The organism is Pseudoflavonifractor phocaeensis, assembly GCF_021531375.1.
GTDB lineage: Bacteria > Bacillota > Clostridia > Oscillospirales > Oscillospiraceae > Lawsonibacter > Lawsonibacter phocaeensis_B.
Genome location: NZ_JADYTU010000017.1, coordinates 15,198 through 33,257 on the forward strand (window position 1 = coordinate 15,198; position 18,060 = coordinate 33,257).

Consider the following 18,060-nt stretch of genomic DNA (forward strand, 5'->3'; position numbering starts at 1 on the left):
CCTGTGAAAATGATTTGGGCACATTATATAGTATCCCAAAGTGAGTGGAAAGAGAAATATATCGCAGGGAAAGACGGTGTTCGACCCGGTTCGGGCGCCGGCGTGGGGGAACGGGGAGAGAGCGGTCGAAGGGAAGGGAAAGGTGGGGAACGGTTCTCCGTCTTGGAAGCATAAAACCGGCTCCGTCCTATGGACGGAGCCGGCGTCGTGTGTTCAGATCCCGCGGTTGAGAGTTTTTCTCAGACGGATCTTGCCCGCCAGAGCCTGGTCGATGAGAGAGAGGAACTTCTCCCGGTCCTCGGGCAGGCCGCCCTTAAGGGGCAGGTAATTGGAGGCGTGGTTGCTGGTGAAGTGGAGGGGGTCCACGTCCAGGTGTTCAATGAGCATCCGGCACTCCTCCAGGATGTGGTCGGGGGAGCAGACGGTAAACCGCCCGGCCAAAACGTCGTCTCCCAGGGGGGTGCCCTTGGCGGGGGCGAAGGTCATGGCGGAGAGGTGCCGGGGCTTCATCTCGTTGATGATCCGAGCGGTGGACAGAATGTGCTCCTGCCAGTCGCCGCCCTCGCCGTTGGCGCCGGTGATGCCCAGAATGATGGTGACCCAGAGGTCGATGCCCGCCTCCACCAGCCGCTGGCCCGCCAGCAGCATCTGGTCCGCGTCCACGCCCTTGTGGATGAACCGCAGCACCTGGTCGCTGCCGCTCTCCACCCCCAAATAGGCCCGGGAGAGGCCAGCTTCATGGAGGATCTTCAGCTCCTCCGGGGACTTGCTCAGGGTGCTGCGGGGGCCGGCGTAGAGCGTTACCTTCTCCAGATGGGGGAAGGTGTCGTACAGCTTTCGGAGGATCTTCAGCAGGTCCTCGGTCTTGATGATGATGGCGTCCCCGTCCATGAGAAAGACCCGCTGAAGGCCGGGGCCGTAATAGGCCCGGGCCATGTCGATGTCCTCCAGGATCTCCTCGGTGGGCCGGATGCGGAAGGTCTTTTCCTTGTACATGCCGCAGAAGGTACATTTGTTGTTGGAGCACCCGATGGTGCACTGGAGCAGATAGCTCTTCCACTCGCCTGGGGGACGGTACAAAAGATCGCTGTCGTATCGCATAGCAGGATTCCTTTCTTCCAAACAGTTCCGTGTGTTATACCTCTACGGCCGCTCCGTCCCGGAACACCTTGCGGATGTTCTTCTCCGCCTTGCTCCGGGGCAGCATGACCTCGTGGCCGCAGCCTTGGCAGCGCAGCTTGAAATCCATCCCTACCCGGAGGACCAGCCACTCCTGGCTGCCGCAGGGGTGGGCTTTTTTCATCTTTAAAACGTCATTCAAATGGATGTCCATAGCGGGCCTCCTTCTTTACAGCCGGTTCCAGTTTATGATTTGCAATCGGTTTCATTATAGATTTTCGGCGGAGGATTGTCAACTTCGCGGCCCGGGACCGGAACAGAACGTCAAAGCGGCGGATTGCGGCCAAACCGGCGCGCTGGGGAAAAGGGGATTTCAACCTTGTGTTTTACCCCTCGAACTGATATAATATCTTGAACGAATGCGGGAAAAATCGGGGAGGTGAGCCCTTGGAGGCACCCATTTACCACCTGGAAGGGGTGGTGAAGGCGAAAGAGGAGAACATGGAGGACTTCGTGGGACCCCTGGACCTGATCCTCCATCTGCTGAGCAAGAACAAAATGGAGATCAAGGACATCCAGATCTCCCTGATCCTGGACCAGTACCTGGAGTGGATGAACAAGCGGAAGGAACTGGATCTGGAGGTGGCCAGTGAATTCATCACCATGGCCTCCCACCTCATTTATATCAAGACCAGGATGCTGCTGTCCATCCACGACGAGGAGGCCCTCAGCGAGATGGAGCAGCTTATCGCCACCCTGGAGGCCCACCAGCGCAACGAAAACTATCTGAAGATCAAGGCGGTGGTCCCCGCCCTGGACGACCGGTACCGCTACGGCCGGGACTATCTGACCAAGGTACCCGAGGCCATCCAGCCCGACAGGACCTACCGCTATGTCCACCAAAAGGAGGACCTGCTCAAGGCCATGACCGCGGTGCTCAGCCGGACGGACAACAAGCTGCCGCCCCCGGTGGCCGCCTTCCAGGGCATCGTGGGCCGGGAGCCCTATCCCGTGGCCGACAAGGCGGGGGAGATCCTCCACCGTCTGGTCCAATTTGGCGTCACCCGGTTCCGGTCCCTGTTCCGGGGCAACCGCAGCCGGTCGGAGGTGGTGGCCACCTTCCTGGCGGTGCTGGAGCTGTGTAAGGCGCGCCGGGTCCGTCTGGCGGGCACCGAGGAGGACTGTACCGTTACCTGCACCCGGGAGGAGGGCGCGGATGCGGTGGAATTTACCGCTGACAGCTACTGAGAGGAGGGGGACACAATCGAGATCAAGGAATTGGAATCGGCGCTGGAGGGGGTGCTCTTCGCCTCCGGGGAGCCGGTGCCCGTGGAGCGGCTGTGCCTGGGTCTGGAGGTGGACCGGCCCACTCTGGACGCGGTGGCCCAGCGGCTGATGGACAAGTACAGCTATGAGCGCCGGGGCATCCGTCTGGTGCGGCTGGACACCAGCTATCAGCTGTGCTCCGCCCCGGAGTTCGCCCCCTATATCCGAAAGACCCTGGAGAGCCGGAAGCCCGCCCGCCTGTCCCAGCCCGCCCTGGAGGTACTGGCCATCATCGCCTACTACCAGCCGGTGACCCGGGCCTATGTGGACCAGGTCCGGGGGGTGGACAGCGCCTACACCGTGGGTCTGCTGCTGGAGCGGGAGCTTATTGAGGAGGCGGGCCGTCTGGCGGTGCCCGGCCGTCCCACCCTGTTCCGCACCACCAAGAATTTCCTGCGCTCCTTCGGTCTGACCAATCTGGAGGAGCTGCCTGAGCTGCCCGACGCCTCCAAAGAGGGGGAACAGCTGACTCTGGAGCTGGAGGCGGCGGTGGAAAAGCTGAAGACCCGGGAGGAGGAACAGCGGGCCGACAGTCCCGAGGAGCCCTCCCAGCCCCAGCCGGAGCCCCCGGCGGGTGAGGAATGAAAGTCTTTTTGATCGTACTGGTCGTGCTGTTTTTCATCGGCCAGATCCGGGTGGGAGGCCTGGCGGAATACAGCGCCCAGGGCTTTCGGGCCTGGGTCCGGGCGGGGGCGTTGAAGATCCGGGTGTTCCCCCTGAACAAGAAGGACAAGCCCGCCCGAAAGAAGGAGAAAAAGGCCAAGCCCCCCAAGAAGAAGGAAGAGGCGCCTCCGTCCCCCAAGCCCTTGGCGGAGAAAGCGGGGGGGGCGCTGGACTATGCCCGTGCCCTGCTGCCCGTGGCTCTGGACGCGGTGGGGACCATGTACGGCAAGCTCCGGATGGACACCCTGGAGCTGGAGCTGACGGTGGGAGCCGCCGACCCGGCGGACGCGGCCATGCGCTACGGGCAGGCCTCGGCGGCCCTGGGCGCCCTGTGGGAGCCGCTGACCCGGGCCTTCCATGTGAAGGACGGCCGCGCCAGGGTGCGGGTGGACTTCGAGGCCGGGGAGATGACCGTGTACGGTCTGGCCTCCCTGTCCATCAAGATCGGCCAGATCCTCTGGCTGGGCGTTTATTTCGGATGTAAGGCCCTGCGGGGCTTCCTGGCCGTCCGTGGGCGGCAAAAACAAAAACAACAGCAGAGAAAGGCGGCCTGACATTATGGAAAAGAACAATTCCCTCAGTGAGCTGATCAGCACCACCATGGAGCACGTCCGCACCATGGCCGACGCCAATACCATCATCGGCACCCCCATCCAGGCGGAGGGCGTAACGCTGATCCCGGTGTCCCGGATGTCCTTCGGCGTGGCCGGGGGCGGCACCGAGTTCTCCACCAAGAAGCAGACCGGACCGGACGGAAGCTTCGGCGGCGGCAGCGGCGCCAGCGCCAAGCTGGAGCCAGTGGCCTTCCTGGTGGTCCGGGAGGGCAGTGTCAAGCTGCTGCCCGTGGCTCCGCCGCCCGCCACCACCGTGGACCGGGTCATCGACACCGTACCCGAGGTGGTGGACAAGGTCACCAGCTTCATCGAGAGCCAGCAGGCCAAGAAGGAGCAGAAGGCTGCCCAGGCCGCCGAGAGCGATTTTGCCGAATAATGGCATAACTGCAAAAAGTTCCCCGCCATAACGGGGAAAATTCCGCTTCATACTAAGGCCACGTTCCATCTTCAAGGAAGGTGACAGATATGAAGCGCCTATTTGGGGCGTTCCTCGCCCTGACCATCTGGATGATCTCTCTGCCCGCCGCCTGTGCGGTGGGCACCTCCGCGTCCGCCGCCGTTTTGATGGACGCCGGCAGCGGCCGGGTGCTGTACGAGCAAAACGCCCGCCAGCCCCGGCTTATCGCAAGCACGACCAAGCTGATGACGGCCCTGGTGGCCCTGGAATCGGGCCATGACCTCAATGAGGAGGTGACGGTCCGGCGGGAGTGGGCGGGAGCGGAGGGTTCCTCCATCTACCTCCAGCCCGGAGAGAAGGTGACGCTGGAGGCCCTGCTCTACGGGATGCTGCTGCGCTCGGGCAACGACGCGGCCCTGGCGGTGGCCGGCCACTGCGGCGGCACGGTGGAAGAGTTTGTGGTCCGAATGAATGACAAGGCACGGGAACTGGGCATGGAGAACAGCTCCTTTGCCAACCCCAACGGCCTGGACGCCGAGGGCCACTACTCCAGCGCCTATGATATGGCCCTGCTGGCCCGGGCCTGTCTGGGGAACGAGACCCTGGCCCAGATGGTATCCACCAGGACCATCACCCTGGGCACCCGCACCTTCACCAACCACAATAAGCTGCTGTGGCGGTACGCGGGCTGTATCGGCCTAAAAACCGGCTTTACCGAGAAGGCGGGCCGCACCCTGGTGTCGGCGGCGGAGCGGGAGGGGCTGACCCTGATCTGCGTCACGCTGAACGATCCCAATGATTGGGCGGACCACGCCGCCCTGTTTGACTACGGGTTTTCCGCCTACCGGGCGGAGCCCGCGGCAGAGGAGGGGGAGGTGCTGTGCCGGGTGCCCACGGCGGGCAGTCTGACTCCGTTCTGCCCCGTGGCGGCAGGGGAGGGTCTCTCCCTGTGTCTGGCCTCCGGGGAGGAGGCCGAAAGGGAACTGCGCCTGGACCGGGAGACCCTGGAAGGCCCCCTGCCCGCGGGGACGCAGATCGGGGAAGCGGTGTATTATTTGCAGGACAAGGAGCTGGGCCGGGTCCCTCTGGTGACCGCACGGCCGGTCTCCGGGGACCGGACAGAGAGCCGGGACCTGCTCAGCCGGCTGCGGGACCGGCTGGACGAGCTGTCAGGCTGACAGAACAAGAGAGAAAGGGGGACGACCCCACGGAAGAACGGCTGCAAAAACTAATCTCATCCTGCGGTCTGGCCTCCCGCCGGACGGCGGAGGAGTGGATCGCCGCCGGACGGGTGACGGTGAACGGTCAAAGGGCCCGCCTGGGTGACCGGGCCGACCCGGACCGGGACCGGGTGCTGGTGGACGGGAAGCCCCTGGACCCCGGCGGAGGAAGGACCTATCTGATGCTGAACAAGCCCCGGGGCTATGTGACCACCCTATCAGACGAGAAGGGCCGCCGGACGGTGGCCGATCTGGTGTCCGGCTGCGGGAGCCGGGTGTGGCCCGTGGGGCGGCTGGACATGGACTCGGAGGGGCTGCTGATCCTCACGGACGACGGAGAGCTGACCCACAGGCTCCTTCACCCCAGCCACGAGATCGAGAAGGAGTACCTGGTCTGGGTCACCGGGGACGTGAAGCGCGCCCTGCCTATCCTGTCCGCACCCATGGAACTGGATGGGGACCGGCTGGCTCCGGCCGGGGTGCGCCGGGGGAAGACCAGCGGCGGCGTGTCTCAGCTGTCTATCGTCATCCACCAGGGAAAGAACCGCCAGGTCCGCCGGATGTGCGCCCAGGCGGGACTGACGGTGCTACGGCTGAAGCGGGTCCGGGAGGGCCACCTCTCTCTGGACCGGACCCTGAAGCCGGGGAGCTGGCGGGAACTGACCGGACAGGAGATCCTGCTGCTGACAAACGAGGGGAACGGAGAACCGCTCTGAGCGCTTTTTGCAAGAGAAAATGAATTTCTTGCAAAAAGCGCTTGCATTTTTTGGGAGAACAGAGTAAGATATACCCGTGTTGGACCAGATAAGCGCTGAAAAAAGCGGGAGATGAGTGAACGATGAATCATGATATTCTTACATTGATTCAAGAAAATATCCATACCTTTTCCAAGGGGCAAAAGCGGATCGCCAACTTTATTTTGGATTCTTACGACAAGGCCGCTTTCATGACGGCCAGCCGTCTGGGCAAGAGGGTGGGAGTCAGCGAATCCACCGTGGTCCGTTTTGCCGCCGAGTTGGGCTATGACGGATACCCCGATATGCAAAAGTCCTTGCAGAAGATGATCCGGAACCGGCTGACCTCGGTCCAGCGCATCGAGGTGACCAACGACCGGATCGGGGACCAGGACCTGCTGTCCATGGTCCTCCAGTCGGATATCGAAAAGATTCGGATGACGCTGGAGGAGCTGGACCGGGACAGCTTTGAACACGCGGTGGACGCCATCGTGTCCGCCCGGAAGATCTATATCATCGGCGTGCGGTCCTCCGCTTCCATCGCTACCTTCCTTACTTTCTATTTCAATCTGATCTTCGACAACGTGGTGGAGGTGTCCGCCAACACCGCCAGCGAGGTCTTCGAGCGCCTGCTGCGGGTGGGCGAGGAGGACGTGGTCATCGGCGTCAGCTTCCCCCGGTACTCCAGCCGCACCGTTCAGGCCATGAGCTTCGCCCGGGACCGGGGCGCCACCACCGTCGCCATTACCGACAGCGAGGCCTCCCCGCTGGCGCCCATCTGTACCTATACGCTGAAAGCCCGCAGCGACATGGCCTCCTTCGTGGACTCCCTGGTAGCCCCCCTGTCTCTGGTCAACGCCCTGCTGGTGGCGGTGAGCCGGAAGAAGAACGACGACCTGGCCCATACCTTCCAGACCCTGGAGGGCATTTGGGACGAGTACGGCGTGTACGAGAAGGTGCAGGAGTGAGCGGGGCCGTCTATGATCTGGTGGTGGTAGGCGGCGGAGCCGCCGGCATGATGGCTGCCATCACCGCGGCCCGTCTGGGCGTCCAGGTCTGTCTGGTGGAGCGCAACCCCAAGGTGGGCCGGAAGCTGTATATCACCGGGAAGGGCCGGTGCAACGTGACCAACCACTGCTCTCCGGAGGAGGTGCTGGCCGCTGTTCCCCGGAACGGCCGCTTTTTGTACAGCGCCATGAGCCGCACCACTCCCGCCGATGTGGAGCAGTTCTTCACGGATCTTGGGGTGGAGCTGAAGGTGGAGCGCGGCAACCGGGTGTTTCCCAAATCGGACAAATCCGCCGACATTATCGACGCCCTTTTCCTGGAGCTGAAGCGGCTGCGGGTGCCCGTACTTCAGGAACGGGTCTCAGAGATCTGCGTCCGGGACGGGGCGGTACAGGCCGTGGAGATGGGAGAAGGCAAAGCAAGGACCGGGCTGAACTGTAAAGCGGTGATCCTTGCCACCGGAGGAGCTTCCTATCCCGCCACCGGGTCCACCGGAGACGGCTACCGTCTGGCGGAGGAGCTGGGCCATACCATCGTGGAGCCCAGGCCGTCCCTGGTGCCGCTGGAGTCTCCGGACGCCTTCTGCGGGGAGATGCAGGGGCTGGCCCTGAAAAACGTAGTCTTGACGGTGCGGAACCGGAAGGGTAAAATCCTATATCGGGAACAGGGTGAGCTGTTGTTCACCCACTTTGGCCTGTCCGGGCCGTTGGTCCTGTCGGCCAGCGCCCATATGCGCAATTACGACAAGGAGCAGTACACCTGCTCCATCGACTTAAAGCCCGCTCTGGACGAGCAGACGCTGGACGCCCGCCTGGTGCGGGAGCTTGGGGAGAACGCCAACAAGGACATGGCCAATCTGATGGGGGCTCTGGTCCCCCGGCTGATGATCCCGGTGCTGCTGGCGCGGGCGGAGATCCCCGGAGAGAAGAAGGCCCACGACGTGACCAAGGGGGAGCGCCGCCGCCTGCTGGAGCTGCTGAAAGCGTTCACCGTGGCGGTGTCCGGTCCCCGGCCCATCAGCGAGGCAATTATCACCTCCGGCGGCGTGAAGGTCTCGGAGGTGGACCCCAAGACCATGGCCTCCAAAAAGGTGGAGGGGCTGTACTTTGCCGGGGAGCTGCTGGACGTGGACGCCTACACCGGCGGCTTCAACCTCCAGATTGCCTGGGCCACCGGCCGGGCGGCGGGGGAGAGTTCCACGGAGTATATACGCGATGCAGAATAACGGGCCGGCCCCGTTCATTAATATCACCATTGGAGCGATTATTTCATGAGAAGTGTTGCCATCGACGGCCCCGCCGGGGCCGGAAAAAGCACTCTGGCCCGGCAGGCGGCCAGGGAGCTGGGATTTTTATATGTGGACACCGGGGCCATCTACCGCACGGTGGCCCTGAAGACGGTTCGGGCGGGGGCGGACCCCTCCGACCCGGCCCAGGTGGTCCCCCTGCTGGAGGGGCTGGACATTCGGATGGACTACGGCCCCGACGGAGCGCAGCGGATGTTCCTGGAGGGGGAGGACGTGTCCTCCGCCATTCGGGAGCACCAAATTTCCGGCCTGGCCTCCAAGGTGTCGGCCATCCCGGAGGTGCGAGCCTTTCTGCTGGACTTCCAGCGGAAGCTGGCCCGGGAGCACGACGTGCTCATGGACGGCCGGGACATCGGCACCGTGGTGCTGCCCGACGCCGACGTGAAAATTTTCCTTACCGCCGCGCCTGAGTCCCGGGCCCGCCGCCGTCTGCTGGAATTGGAGCAGAAGGGGCAGAAAACCGACTTTGAGACCATCCTCCGGGACATCATCCTTCGGGATGAGGAGGACCGGAACCGGCCCATCGCCCCCCTGCGCCAGGCGGAGGACGCGGTACTGCTGGATACCACCCAGCTGAATCTGGAACAGAGCCTCCAGGCTCTGCTGTCCATCATAAAGGAGAAGATCAATCTGTGAGCACCGAACTTGCTGCCCAGGAGGAGAGCCGCCGGGAGGACCGGCGGCGGGACGCCTGGTTCCATTTCCTCTACGCCGTCATCTGGCCCTTTTTTAACCTGTTCCGCCCCCTGCGGGTGGTGGGACGGGAGAACATTCCCGACGGAGCGGCGGTCCTCTGCCCCAACCACACCACCTTGGGCGACCCCTTCTATGTGGTTTTCGCCTTCGGCCGGAAGTACCCCATGCGGGCCATGGCCAAGATCCAGATCATGCGGGTGCCTGTGATCGGCTGGATTTTGGGCAAGGCCGGGGTCTTTGGAGTGGACCGGGGCCGCGCGGATATGAAGGCGGTAAAGACCGCTCTGAAATTCCTGAAAGACGGCAACAAGCTGCTCATGTTCCCCGAGGGCACCCGGGTCCATGAGGGGGAGGACGTGGCGGCCAAGACCGGCGCGGCCATGTTCGCCACCCGGACGGGAGCCCCCCTGCTGCCCATCTACATCCAGCGGAAGAAGAAGCTCTTTGCCCGGAACGTGGTGGTCATCGGCCAGCCCTATCACCCCGAGTACGCCGGCAGAAAACCCACCCCGGACGAGCTGGACGCCATCGCCGGCGATCTGATGGACCGGGTCCGGAAGCTGGGGGAGGGACAGGAATGAAGCTGATCCTGGCCCAATCCGCCGGCTTCTGCTACGGCGTGCGCCGGGCGGTGGAGCTGGCGGAGGAGACCGCCGCCCAGGGTACGCCCTGCGTGATGCTGGGCTCCATCATCCACAACCGGGATGTGATCGACCACCTGGCAAGCCAGGGCCTGGTGTCGGTGGACCGGCCGGAGCAGGTGCCCGACGGCTCGGCGGTCATCATCCGCTCCCACGGGGAGAGCCGGGCGGTCCATGAGGGGCTGAAGGCCCGGGGCGTCCGCATCCTGGACGCCACCTGCCCCAACGTCACCCGCATCCATCAAATTGTAGCCCAGGCCGAGGAGCGGGGGAGACAGCCCGTCATCATCGGCACCCCCGACCACCCGGAGGTGACGGCTATCGCCGGTTGGTGCCGCCATCCGGTGGTGCTGGCGGGGGAGGAAGAACTGGATATTTGGCTGTCCCAGGCCCCGGAACGCCGGGAATTTCCCCTCACATTTGTGTCCCAAACCACCTCCACCAGGAAAATTTGGGATGGCTGCGTGAAAAAAGCAAAAAAAGAGTGTACAAACGCAGAATTTTTTGATACAATATGTGGAGCGACGTCCAAACGTCAAGGGGAGGCCCGTCAGCTGGCTGAAAAATGCGGCATGATGGTGGTCATCGGAGACCGGAAAAGCTCCAATACCAAGCGGCTTGCGGAGCTGTGCAGGGAGGTCTGTCCCGACGTCCGGCTCATCGAGCGGGCGGAGGATCTTGACCTGACCCATATCCCCCAGACGGAAACGATCGGCATCACGGCGGGCGCGTCCACGCCCGCGTGGATAATAAAGGAGGTCTATAACAAAATGAGCGATGAAATCATGGAGATCGAAAAATCCTTCGCGGAGCTGCTGGAGGAGTCGATCAAGCCTATCAATAATGGAGATAAGGTCACCGGCACCGTAGTGGCAATCACGCCCACCGAGATCCAGGTTGAGCTGGGCATCAAGTATCCCGGCTACATCCCCCTGTCCGAGCTGAGCGACGATCCCAACGTCAAGCCCGAGGACGTGGTCAAGGTCGGCGACGAGATCGAGAGCTATGTCATGCTGGTCAGCGACCGCGACTGCCTGGTCAAGCTGTCCAAGAAGCGTCTGGACATGGTCAAGGGCTGGGAGGAGATCGAGGCCGCCAAGGAGAACGAGACCGTGGTGGAAGGCTTCGTCACCGAGGACAACAAGGGCGGCGTGGTCGTGTCCGTCAAGGGCATCCGCGTCTTCGTTCCCGCTTCCCAGACCGGCCTGCCCCGCGAGACTCCCATGAGCGAGCTGCTGAAGAAGAAGGTCCGCCTGGTCATCACCGAGGTCAACCGTGCCCGCCGCCGCGTGGTGGGCTCCATCAGCAAGGTCACCCGTGCCGAGCGGGCCGCCGCCGCTGAGAAGGTCTGGGCCGAGATCGAGGAAGGCAAGCGCTACACCGGCACCGTGAAGTCCCTGACTTCCTACGGCGCTTTCGTGGACATCGGCGGCGTGGACGGCATGGTCCACATCTCCGAGCTGTCCTGGAGCCGCATCAAGCACCCCTCTGAGGTGGTCAAGGTGGGCGACACCGTTGAGGTGTACGTCATCTCCGCCGACAAGGAGAAGAAGAAGATCTCCCTGGGCATGAAGGACCACAGCCAGGAGCCCTGGACTGTGTTCACCAGCACCTACCAGGTGGGCGACGTGGCCAACGTCCGCATCGTCAAGCTGATGACCTTCGGCGCCTTTGCCGAGGTGGTTCCCGGTGTGGACGGCCTGATCCACATCTCCCAGATCGCCGACCACCGCATCGAGAAGCCCGGCGACGTGCTGGCCGAGGGCGATAAGGTGGACGTGAAGATCACCGACATCGACATGGAGAACAAGAAGATCTCCCTGTCCATCCGCGCTCTGCTGGAGGCCCCCGCCGCTGAGGAGGAGCCCGAGTCCGAGCCCCAGGAGTAAGTTCATACCCCATCACGGTCCGGCTGTTCCAACAGCCGGACCGTTTTATGTAGGCCACGCTGAGCAGCCAAGGCCATTGCGCCGGTCCAGGGGCGGACCCCGGCCTGTACCGCCCCAAAGGCTGGAAAATTTCATCAAATTTTCATTTTGCGTTCCCTCTTTCGTGTTGCCAATCCAGTCGGAATATCGTATAATATTATCTAATGGATAAAGCGCCAAAGGGGCGATCCCTGCGGCCTTCTGCCGCGCAGCGCGGTCAAAGCGGCTGTCCCGGCCCGGAACTGCCGGACCGGACGCCGGCTGAAGCTTCCGATGAAAGAGGTGGCCTCCATGATGGAAACGGTCCAGATGTTTATGCAATACAATCTGCCCATGGTCCGACTGCGCCTGTGGGACGTCCTGGATATCGCCATCCTCTCCTTTGTGATCTATAAGCTGCTGTGGATGCTGCGTAAAACAAGCTCCGGCCGGGTCCTGCGTGGTATCCTGATGCTCATGCTGGCCATGGGATTCTCCTCGGCTACCAAGCTGACCGCCACCAGCTTTTTGCTGAACAAGGTGGTGGAGTGGGGGATCCTGGTGCTGGTGATCCTGTTCCAGCCGGAGCTGCGCCGCTTCCTGGAGCGGGTGGGCAGCAGCCGCCTGGGTCTGGTGTTCACCTCCAGCAAGGCCTCTCCCAGGGATCTGGAGGCCGCCATTACCGAGACCACCGCCGCCTACACCGATATGTCCCGGGACAAGGTGGGGGCTCTGATGGTCTTTGAGCGGCAGAACCTGCTGGACGATGTGATCAAGACCGGGACCGCCCTGGACTGCGCCGTGTCCAGCGAGCTTTTGAAAAACATTTTCTGGAACAAGGCTCCCCTCCACGACGGCGCCGTGATCGTCCGGGACGGCCGGATCGTGGGCGCGGGCTGTATGCTGCCCCTGTCCGGCAACGTGAATCTGAGCCGGGACCTGGGGATGCGCCACCGGGCGGGCATCGGCATGAGCGAGCATTCTGACGCCGTGGTGGTCATCGTCTCGGAGGAGACGGGCTCCATCTCCGCCGCCGTGGGCGGCATGCTCAAGCGGCATCTGGCCCCCGAGACCCTGGAGCGGCTGCTTCGCAACGAACTGCTCAGCGACAGCCAGGAGGAGAAGAAGCCGGGGCAGAACCAGCTGGTCAATCTGATCCTGGGCTGGAACAGGAAGGACGGTGACCGGACATGATGGAACGGCTGAAAGAGAGCAAATGGGTCTATGTGCTGATTTCCGTAGTGCTGGCCCTGACCTTCTGGCTGTACGTCAGAACGGTGCAGGATCCCCAGGACTCCAGCTGGATTTACAATGTTCCCGTCCAGGTGACGGGGAGCACGGTGCTGACCCGCCAGGGCCTGACGGTGGCCGAACTGTCCGCCGAGACGGTGAACCTCCGGGTGGAGGGACCCACCAGCACGCTGGACGATCTGCTGAAGTACCGGAAGGAAATTTATGTGTCGGTGGACGTGTCCAAGTGCGCCGAGGGGGAGAACCGGCTGGCCTATGTGCCGGTCTACCCCGCCAATGTAAACAAAGATAAACTGATCACCACCGAGCGGAATCCGGATGCGATTGCTGTCACGGTGGAGAAGCTGTATACCAAGACCTTTGAGGTGGAGTTCCAGCTTAAGGGCAAGGTAGCCAAGGGGTACCAGGCCGGTACCCCCGCCGTCAATCCCGAGACCGTGGTGGTCAGCGGAGCGGTGGAGCAGGTGAGCCGCGTGGCCAAGGTGGCGGCTATCCTGGAGAACGAAAATCTGAACGAGCGGTTTGCCGGCGACCTGCCTCTGACCCTGCTGGACGCCTCCGGTGAGGTGTTGGAGGATTTGGAGGTCACTCTGGACACCGAGTCGGTCTATGTGGTCCTGCCGGTGGTGGTTGTTAAGGAGATCCCCTTAACGGTGAATTTCCTGGCCGGCGGCGGCGCCACAGAGGATGATATCCGGTATAAGATCGAGCCCAAGACCATCACCGTCTCCGGAGCGGAAGAGGATCTGCGGGATCTGACCGAGCTGTCTCTGGGCAGCGTGGATCTGGCCAAGGTGGTGGGGACCAACAGTATAACCCGGCCCATCGACCTGGACCCCCGGCTGGAAAATGTCAGCGGCATTACCCAGGCCACTGTCGAAGTGACAGTCAGCGGGCTGTCCACCCGCAGCTTTGATGTGGACAACATCGTCCTGTCCAACACACCGGAGGGGTATACGGTGACCTCCGCCACCCAGGTGCGGACCGTGGTGGTCCGGGGCCGGGAGGAGGATCTGGACGCCATCGACGCCAGCCAGCTGCGCATTGTGGCTGATATGTCGGAGATCTCCACCGTGGGCACCTACTCGATCCCCGTGAAGGTCTATCTGGACGCCAGCAGCAAGGTGGGCGTCATCGGAGAATATTCCATCGTGGTCAATATCAGCAGGTAGTCCGGCTGCCCGGCGCCTGGATGGAGGAAAACGTTTACTATGGTTCAAAACGCGATCGTAAAGAAGCTGGTGGGGGAAGGGGTGGCCCAGGTCTCCCTTCTGCGCCAGATGGAATGCGGGCTCCACTGCGACGGGGCCTGCGCCGGCTGCGGCCAGAAGCCCAAGGAGGAGATCCTGGCGCTGGCCAGCAACGACGTGGGCGCCGTTCCCGGCAGCGTGGTGGAGGTGGAGCCGGTGGACGGCCACAATATCAGCACCTCCGTGGTCGTCTTTCTGCTGCCCTGTATCGGTCTGGGCCTGGGCTATGTCCTTGGGCAGAGCCTGCTGGGCCTGGGGGAGCTGGCGGCCATGGGTACGGCGGCGGTGGGACTGGCGGTGGGCTTTATCCCCGCCTTCCTGGTCAACCGGGCCATCACCCGGAGCAAGGCCCCGGAGTTCCGCATTTTGAAGCTGCTGGGCTGAGGACGGCTCTGTGTTCGGTTATGTACGCCCCCTGCGGCAGGAGCTGAAGTGCCGGGACTTTGACCTGTACCGGGCCACCTACTGCGGCCTGTGCCGGTGCCTGCGCCGGCGGTACGGAGCCCTTGCCCCCATGTTTCTGAACTTTGATTTTACCTTTCTGGCCCTGCTGCTGTGGCAGCCGGAGCCGGATTTCTCCCTCTGCCGCGGCCGGTGCCACGCCAACCCCCTGGTGAAAAAGCCTATGTGCCCCGACAGCCCCGCCCTGGAGCTGGCGGCGGACGAGAGCATCATCCTGGCCTGGTGGAAGCTGAAGGACTCGGTCCAGGACGAGTCGTTGCTGGAGGGGATGCCTGCCCGTTCCCTGTCGGTCCTGCTCTACCCCGCCTACCGGAAGGCGGCGGGCCTGAGGCCGGAGTTTGACCGGGCTGTGCGGAGCAGTCTGGAGGAGCTGGCGGCGCTGGAGGAAGAGCGGTGCCCTTCTCTGGACCGGACGGCGGACACCTTTGCCCGTCTGCTCCGGTCTGCGGCCCCGGAGGAGGAATCCCGGAGCCGGGTGCTGGCCCAGCTGCTCTACCACTTGGGCCGGTGGATCTACCTCATCGACGCCAGGGACGACCTGGCGGAGGACCGGGAGGCGGGTCGGTACAACCCGGTGGCCGCCCGGTACGGACCGGAGGGGGACGACGAAGCCCTGAAGCTGACCCTGGACCACTCCCTGGGACTGATGGGGGCGGCGTTTCAACTGGGGGATTTCGGCTGCCGGGCGCCTATTTTGGAGAATATCCTGTACCTGGGTCTCCCGCTGGTGCAGCGGGCTGTCTTTGACGGCAGCTGGTCCCAGATCAAAAAACAAAAGATATGGAGTAACCGCCAATGAAAGATCCTTACAGCGTCCTGGGCGTAAGCCCGAGCGCCAGCGACGAGGAAGTGAAGAAGGCCTATCGTGAGCTGGCCCGGAAGTACCATCCGGACAACTACCAGAACAATCCCCTGGCCGATCTGGCCGAGGAGAAGATGAAGGAGATCAACGAGGCCTACGACACCGTCACCAAGCAGCGGGCCGGGGGCGGCGGCTATAGCCAGCAGCCCTCCGGGAGCTACGGCGGCTACAGCCAGCAGCGAAGCTATGCCTCATCCAACCCCACCTACGCCCGGGTGCGGAACCTTATCAACGCCGGGGACCTGGGAACGGCGGAGCGGCTGCTTTACGAGGTGGGACAGAAGGATGGGGAGTGGTACTTCCTGTCCGGCAGCATCGCCTACCGGAAGGGCTGGCTGGACGAGGCCATGCAGAACTACACCATGGCCGTCCGAATGGAGCCGAACAACATGGAGTACCGTCAGGCCCTGGCCATGATGCAGCAGCGGGGCGGCTACCGGCCCGCGGGCAGCTATGACAGTTCCGCCCAGTGCGACCCCTGTTCGGCCTATCTTTGCTGCAGCTGTCTGACCCCCTGGGGCGGGATGTGCTGCTAAGCCCACAGGTTCTATGATTGATGACAAAGGAGAGTGACCGCATTGGTCAAGAGTATGACAGGCTACGGTCGGGCGGAGGAGACCGTCAATGGCTGTACCATCACCGTGGAGCTGCGCTCCGTCAACAACCGCTATCTGGACTGTAACGTCCGTATCCCCAGATTGTACCTCTTTGCTGAGGACGCCATCAAGGCCCGGGTCCAGAACACCATTTCCCGGGGAAAGGTGGACGTGTTCGTTACCCTGGACAACGCCGGGGCGGACAAGGTCCAGGTCTCGGTGAACAAGCCGGTGGCCGACGGCTATTACGCCGCCCTGAAGAGTCTGGCGGAGGAGTACCGCCTGTCTGACGACATTTCCGTCTCCCTGCTGTCCCGGTTCCCCGAGGTGCTGCTGGCCGAGAAGGCAGAGGAGGACGTGGAGCAGATGGCCAAGGACATCTGCTCCGTTCTGGACCGGGCCCTGTCCGACTTCGACCAGATGCGGACCCGGGAGGGAGAGCGGCTGAGGGACGACATCCTGTCCCGGGCTGAAACCATCGCGGCCAAGGTGGCCCTGGTGGAGGAGCGGTCCCCCCAGACCGTGTCCGAGTACCGGGCCCGTCTGGAGGCCAAGATGAACGAGGTGCTGGCCAATACCCAGCTGGACCCCGCCCGCATCCTCACCGAGGCGGCCATCTTTGCCGACAAGATCGCCGTGGACGAGGAGACCGTCCGCCTCCGCAGCCACATCGGCCAGCTCCGGGAGATGCTGGCCAAGGGGGGCGCCATCGGCCGGAAGCTGGATTTCCTGATCCAGGAATTCAACCGGGAGGCCAACACCATCGGCTCCAAGTGCAGCGACATTGAGATCGCCCGCCATGTGGTGGACGTGAAGGCTGAGATCGAGAAGATCCGGGAACAGGTCCAGAACATTGAGTAAGGGGGCGCGCCCATGAAGCTCATTAACATTGGGTTTGGAAATCTGGTCTCTCCCCAGCGGCTGATCGCCGTGGTCAGCCCGGATTCCGCCCCCATCAAGCGTATGGTCCAGGAGGCCCGGGACCGGGGCACCCTCATCGACGCCACTTACGGGCGGCGCACCCGCGCCGTGCTGGTCATGGACAACGACCATCTGGTGCTGTCCGCCCTGCAGCCGGAGACGGTGTCCAACCGTCTGTCCGGGGAGCCGGCGGATGGAGAGGAGGAAGAAGAATGGCAGTAAAAAAAGAAAAAGGTCAGCTGATCGTCCTCTCCGGGCCCTCCGGCGTGGGGAAGAGCACCGTTATCGCCGAGCTCATGAGCCAGCGGCGCAACCTGTATTTCTCCGTCTCCTACACCACACGGAAGCCCCGGGTGGGGGAGCAGGACGGAGTCAACTACAACTTTGTGGACCGGCAGGAATTTGAGCGGATGATCGCCGACAACGAGCTACTGGAGTACGCAGAGTATGTGGAAAACTATTACGGCACCTCCCTGAAGGCCATCCAGGACCGTCTGGACGCGGGCTGCGACGTGCTGCTGGACATCGAGGTTCAGGGGGCGGCCAAGGTGAAGGCCCGGTGTCCCGAGGCCCTGTTCATCTTTATCATCCCGCCCTCTTTCGAGGAACTGTCCCGCCGCCTCCACGGCCGGAATACAGACAGCGAGGACGTGATCACAGGCCGTCTGGAGAAGGCCAGGGTGGAGTTCCGACAGATCCCCAACTACGACTATCTGGTCATCAACGACAAGGTGTCCAACGCCGTCCAGGAGATCGAGGCCATCCTCACCGCCGCGGAGTGCAGGGTGGAGAACCGGCGGCATATTCTGTCCCAGTTCACCTGAACCGGGGACGTTCCATAGATCTATCCCATATTTCGTATCAAAAAAGGAGTTTTGCGTTATGATGCTCTATCCCGCCATGAAAGATCTGCTGAAGAAGGTGCCCAGCCGCTATGAGCTGGTAAACGTGGTGGCCTGCCGGGCCCGCCAGATCGCCACTGAGGCCGAGGCCGCCGGCGAGCCCCTGGATGACAAGCCCGTCAGCATCGCCATCCGCGAGGTGGCCGAAGGCAAGCTGGACGAAGAGGCGTAATAAAGTACAAGGC

Annotated in this window: 22 protein-coding genes; 20 read left to right on the forward strand and 2 right to left on the reverse strand. The window is 63.0% G+C overall.

Features of this window, described 5'->3' with window-relative positions; all coding sequences use genetic code 11:
- Positions 1 to 213: 213 nt before the first annotated feature.
- Together I6E39_RS07105 and I6E39_RS07110 are read right to left on the reverse strand one after the other, a co-directional pair.
- Positions 214 to 1,101: a B12-binding domain-containing radical SAM protein gene (locus I6E39_RS07105; RefSeq protein ID WP_235380912.1), complete on the reverse strand. Its 888-nt coding sequence runs from the start codon at positions 1,099 to 1,101 to the stop codon at positions 214 to 216.
- A gap of 34 nt (positions 1,102 to 1,135) precedes the next feature.
- The gene (locus I6E39_RS07110; RefSeq protein ID WP_235380913.1) at positions 1,136 to 1,333 is read right to left on the reverse strand and encodes a DUF951 domain-containing protein; all 198 of its coding nucleotides are present in this window, start codon (positions 1,331 to 1,333) and stop codon (positions 1,136 to 1,138) included.
- A 233-nt stretch (positions 1,334 to 1,566) separates the two neighbouring features.
- Between I6E39_RS07110 and I6E39_RS07115 the strand changes: the two genes are divergently transcribed.
- The 20 genes from I6E39_RS07115 (at position 1,567) to rpoZ (ending at position 18,047) form a co-directional block, all read left to right on the forward strand.
- Complete coding sequence (locus I6E39_RS07115) at positions 1,567 to 2,367, forward strand: segregation and condensation protein A (protein ID WP_235380914.1); 801 nt, start codon at positions 1,567 to 1,569, stop codon at positions 2,365 to 2,367.
- Positions 2,368 to 2,397: 30 nt separating this feature from the next.
- Positions 2,398 to 3,030 (forward strand): SMC-Scp complex subunit ScpB, encoded by a 633-nt coding sequence (gene scpB, locus I6E39_RS07120; protein ID WP_268842231.1) that lies wholly within the window; start codon positions 2,398 to 2,400, stop codon positions 3,028 to 3,030.
- Positions 3,027 to 3,662, forward strand: coding sequence for a DUF2953 domain-containing protein (locus I6E39_RS07125; protein WP_235380915.1), 636 nt, complete (start codon positions 3,027 to 3,029; stop codon positions 3,660 to 3,662). The genes scpB and I6E39_RS07125 overlap by 4 nt, the downstream gene beginning before the upstream one ends.
- A 4-nt stretch (positions 3,663 to 3,666) precedes the next feature.
- Complete coding sequence (locus I6E39_RS07130; RefSeq protein WP_235380916.1) at positions 3,667 to 4,098, forward strand: GerW family sporulation protein; 432 nt, start codon at positions 3,667 to 3,669, stop codon at positions 4,096 to 4,098.
- Between the two features lie 89 nt (positions 4,099 to 4,187).
- Positions 4,188 to 5,297: a D-alanyl-D-alanine carboxypeptidase family protein gene (locus tag I6E39_RS07135; protein ID WP_235380917.1), complete on the forward strand. Its 1,110-nt coding sequence runs from the start codon at positions 4,188 to 4,190 to the stop codon at positions 5,295 to 5,297.
- On the forward strand, positions 5,294 to 6,055 hold the full coding sequence (locus I6E39_RS07140) for a pseudouridine synthase (protein WP_235380940.1): 762 nt from the start codon (positions 5,294 to 5,296) through the stop codon (positions 6,053 to 6,055). The genes I6E39_RS07135 and I6E39_RS07140 overlap by 4 nt, the downstream gene beginning before the upstream one ends.
- A gap of 122 nt (positions 6,056 to 6,177) precedes the next feature.
- Positions 6,178 to 7,041: a MurR/RpiR family transcriptional regulator gene (locus I6E39_RS07145; protein WP_235380918.1), complete on the forward strand. Its 864-nt coding sequence runs from the start codon at positions 6,178 to 6,180 to the stop codon at positions 7,039 to 7,041.
- Complete coding sequence (locus I6E39_RS07150) at positions 7,038 to 8,306, forward strand: BaiN/RdsA family NAD(P)/FAD-dependent oxidoreductase (RefSeq protein ID WP_338127121.1); 1,269 nt, start codon at positions 7,038 to 7,040, stop codon at positions 8,304 to 8,306. The genes I6E39_RS07145 and I6E39_RS07150 overlap by 4 nt, the downstream gene beginning before the upstream one ends.
- Before the next feature lie 45 nt (positions 8,307 to 8,351).
- Positions 8,352 to 9,023 (forward strand): (d)CMP kinase, encoded by a 672-nt coding sequence (gene cmk, locus I6E39_RS07155; protein WP_235380919.1) that lies wholly within the window; start codon positions 8,352 to 8,354, stop codon positions 9,021 to 9,023.
- Positions 9,020 to 9,664 carry a lysophospholipid acyltransferase family protein gene (locus I6E39_RS07160; protein ID WP_235380920.1) on the forward strand — a complete coding sequence of 215 codons (645 nt, stop codon included), beginning with the start codon at positions 9,020 to 9,022 and terminating at the stop codon, positions 9,662 to 9,664. Before cmk ends, I6E39_RS07160 begins: the two co-directional genes overlap by 4 nt.
- Positions 9,661 to 11,613: a bifunctional 4-hydroxy-3-methylbut-2-enyl diphosphate reductase/30S ribosomal protein S1 gene (locus tag I6E39_RS07165; RefSeq protein WP_235380921.1), complete on the forward strand. Its 1,953-nt coding sequence runs from the start codon at positions 9,661 to 9,663 to the stop codon at positions 11,611 to 11,613. The genes I6E39_RS07160 and I6E39_RS07165 overlap by 4 nt, the downstream gene beginning before the upstream one ends.
- Positions 11,614 to 11,943: 330 nt before the next feature.
- Entirely contained in the window at positions 11,944 to 12,825 is an 882-nt protein-coding gene (gene cdaA, locus I6E39_RS07170) for a diadenylate cyclase CdaA (protein WP_235380922.1), read from the forward strand.
- On the forward strand, positions 12,822 to 14,054 hold the full coding sequence (locus I6E39_RS07175) for a CdaR family protein (protein ID WP_235380923.1): 1,233 nt from the start codon (positions 12,822 to 12,824) through the stop codon (positions 14,052 to 14,054). Before cdaA ends, I6E39_RS07175 begins: the two co-directional genes overlap by 4 nt.
- Before the next feature lie 39 nt (positions 14,055 to 14,093).
- Complete coding sequence (locus tag I6E39_RS07180; RefSeq protein ID WP_235380924.1) at positions 14,094 to 14,516, forward strand: SoxR reducing system RseC family protein; 423 nt, start codon at positions 14,094 to 14,096, stop codon at positions 14,514 to 14,516.
- A 10-nt stretch (positions 14,517 to 14,526) separates the two neighbouring features.
- Positions 14,527 to 15,393 carry a DUF5685 family protein gene (locus I6E39_RS07185; RefSeq protein WP_235380925.1) on the forward strand — a complete coding sequence of 289 codons (867 nt, stop codon included), beginning with the start codon at positions 14,527 to 14,529 and terminating at the stop codon, positions 15,391 to 15,393.
- Positions 15,390 to 15,992 carry a J domain-containing protein gene (locus I6E39_RS07190; protein WP_235380926.1) on the forward strand — a complete coding sequence of 201 codons (603 nt, stop codon included), beginning with the start codon at positions 15,390 to 15,392 and terminating at the stop codon, positions 15,990 to 15,992. The genes I6E39_RS07185 and I6E39_RS07190 overlap by 4 nt, the downstream gene beginning before the upstream one ends.
- A gap of 54 nt (positions 15,993 to 16,046) precedes the next feature.
- Positions 16,047 to 16,913: a YicC/YloC family endoribonuclease gene (locus I6E39_RS07195; RefSeq protein ID WP_235380942.1), complete on the forward strand. Its 867-nt coding sequence runs from the start codon at positions 16,047 to 16,049 to the stop codon at positions 16,911 to 16,913.
- A 12-nt stretch (positions 16,914 to 16,925) separates the two neighbouring features.
- Complete coding sequence (gene remA, locus I6E39_RS07200; protein ID WP_235380927.1) at positions 16,926 to 17,195, forward strand: extracellular matrix/biofilm regulator RemA; 270 nt, start codon at positions 16,926 to 16,928, stop codon at positions 17,193 to 17,195.
- Positions 17,186 to 17,797, forward strand: coding sequence for a guanylate kinase (gmk, locus tag I6E39_RS07205; RefSeq protein ID WP_235380928.1), 612 nt, complete (start codon positions 17,186 to 17,188; stop codon positions 17,795 to 17,797). The genes remA and gmk overlap by 10 nt, the downstream gene beginning before the upstream one ends.
- A 58-nt stretch (positions 17,798 to 17,855) precedes the next feature.
- Positions 17,856 to 18,047, forward strand: coding sequence for a DNA-directed RNA polymerase subunit omega (gene rpoZ, locus I6E39_RS07210; RefSeq protein WP_235380929.1), 192 nt, complete (start codon positions 17,856 to 17,858; stop codon positions 18,045 to 18,047).
- Positions 18,048 to 18,060 lie beyond the last annotated feature (13 nt).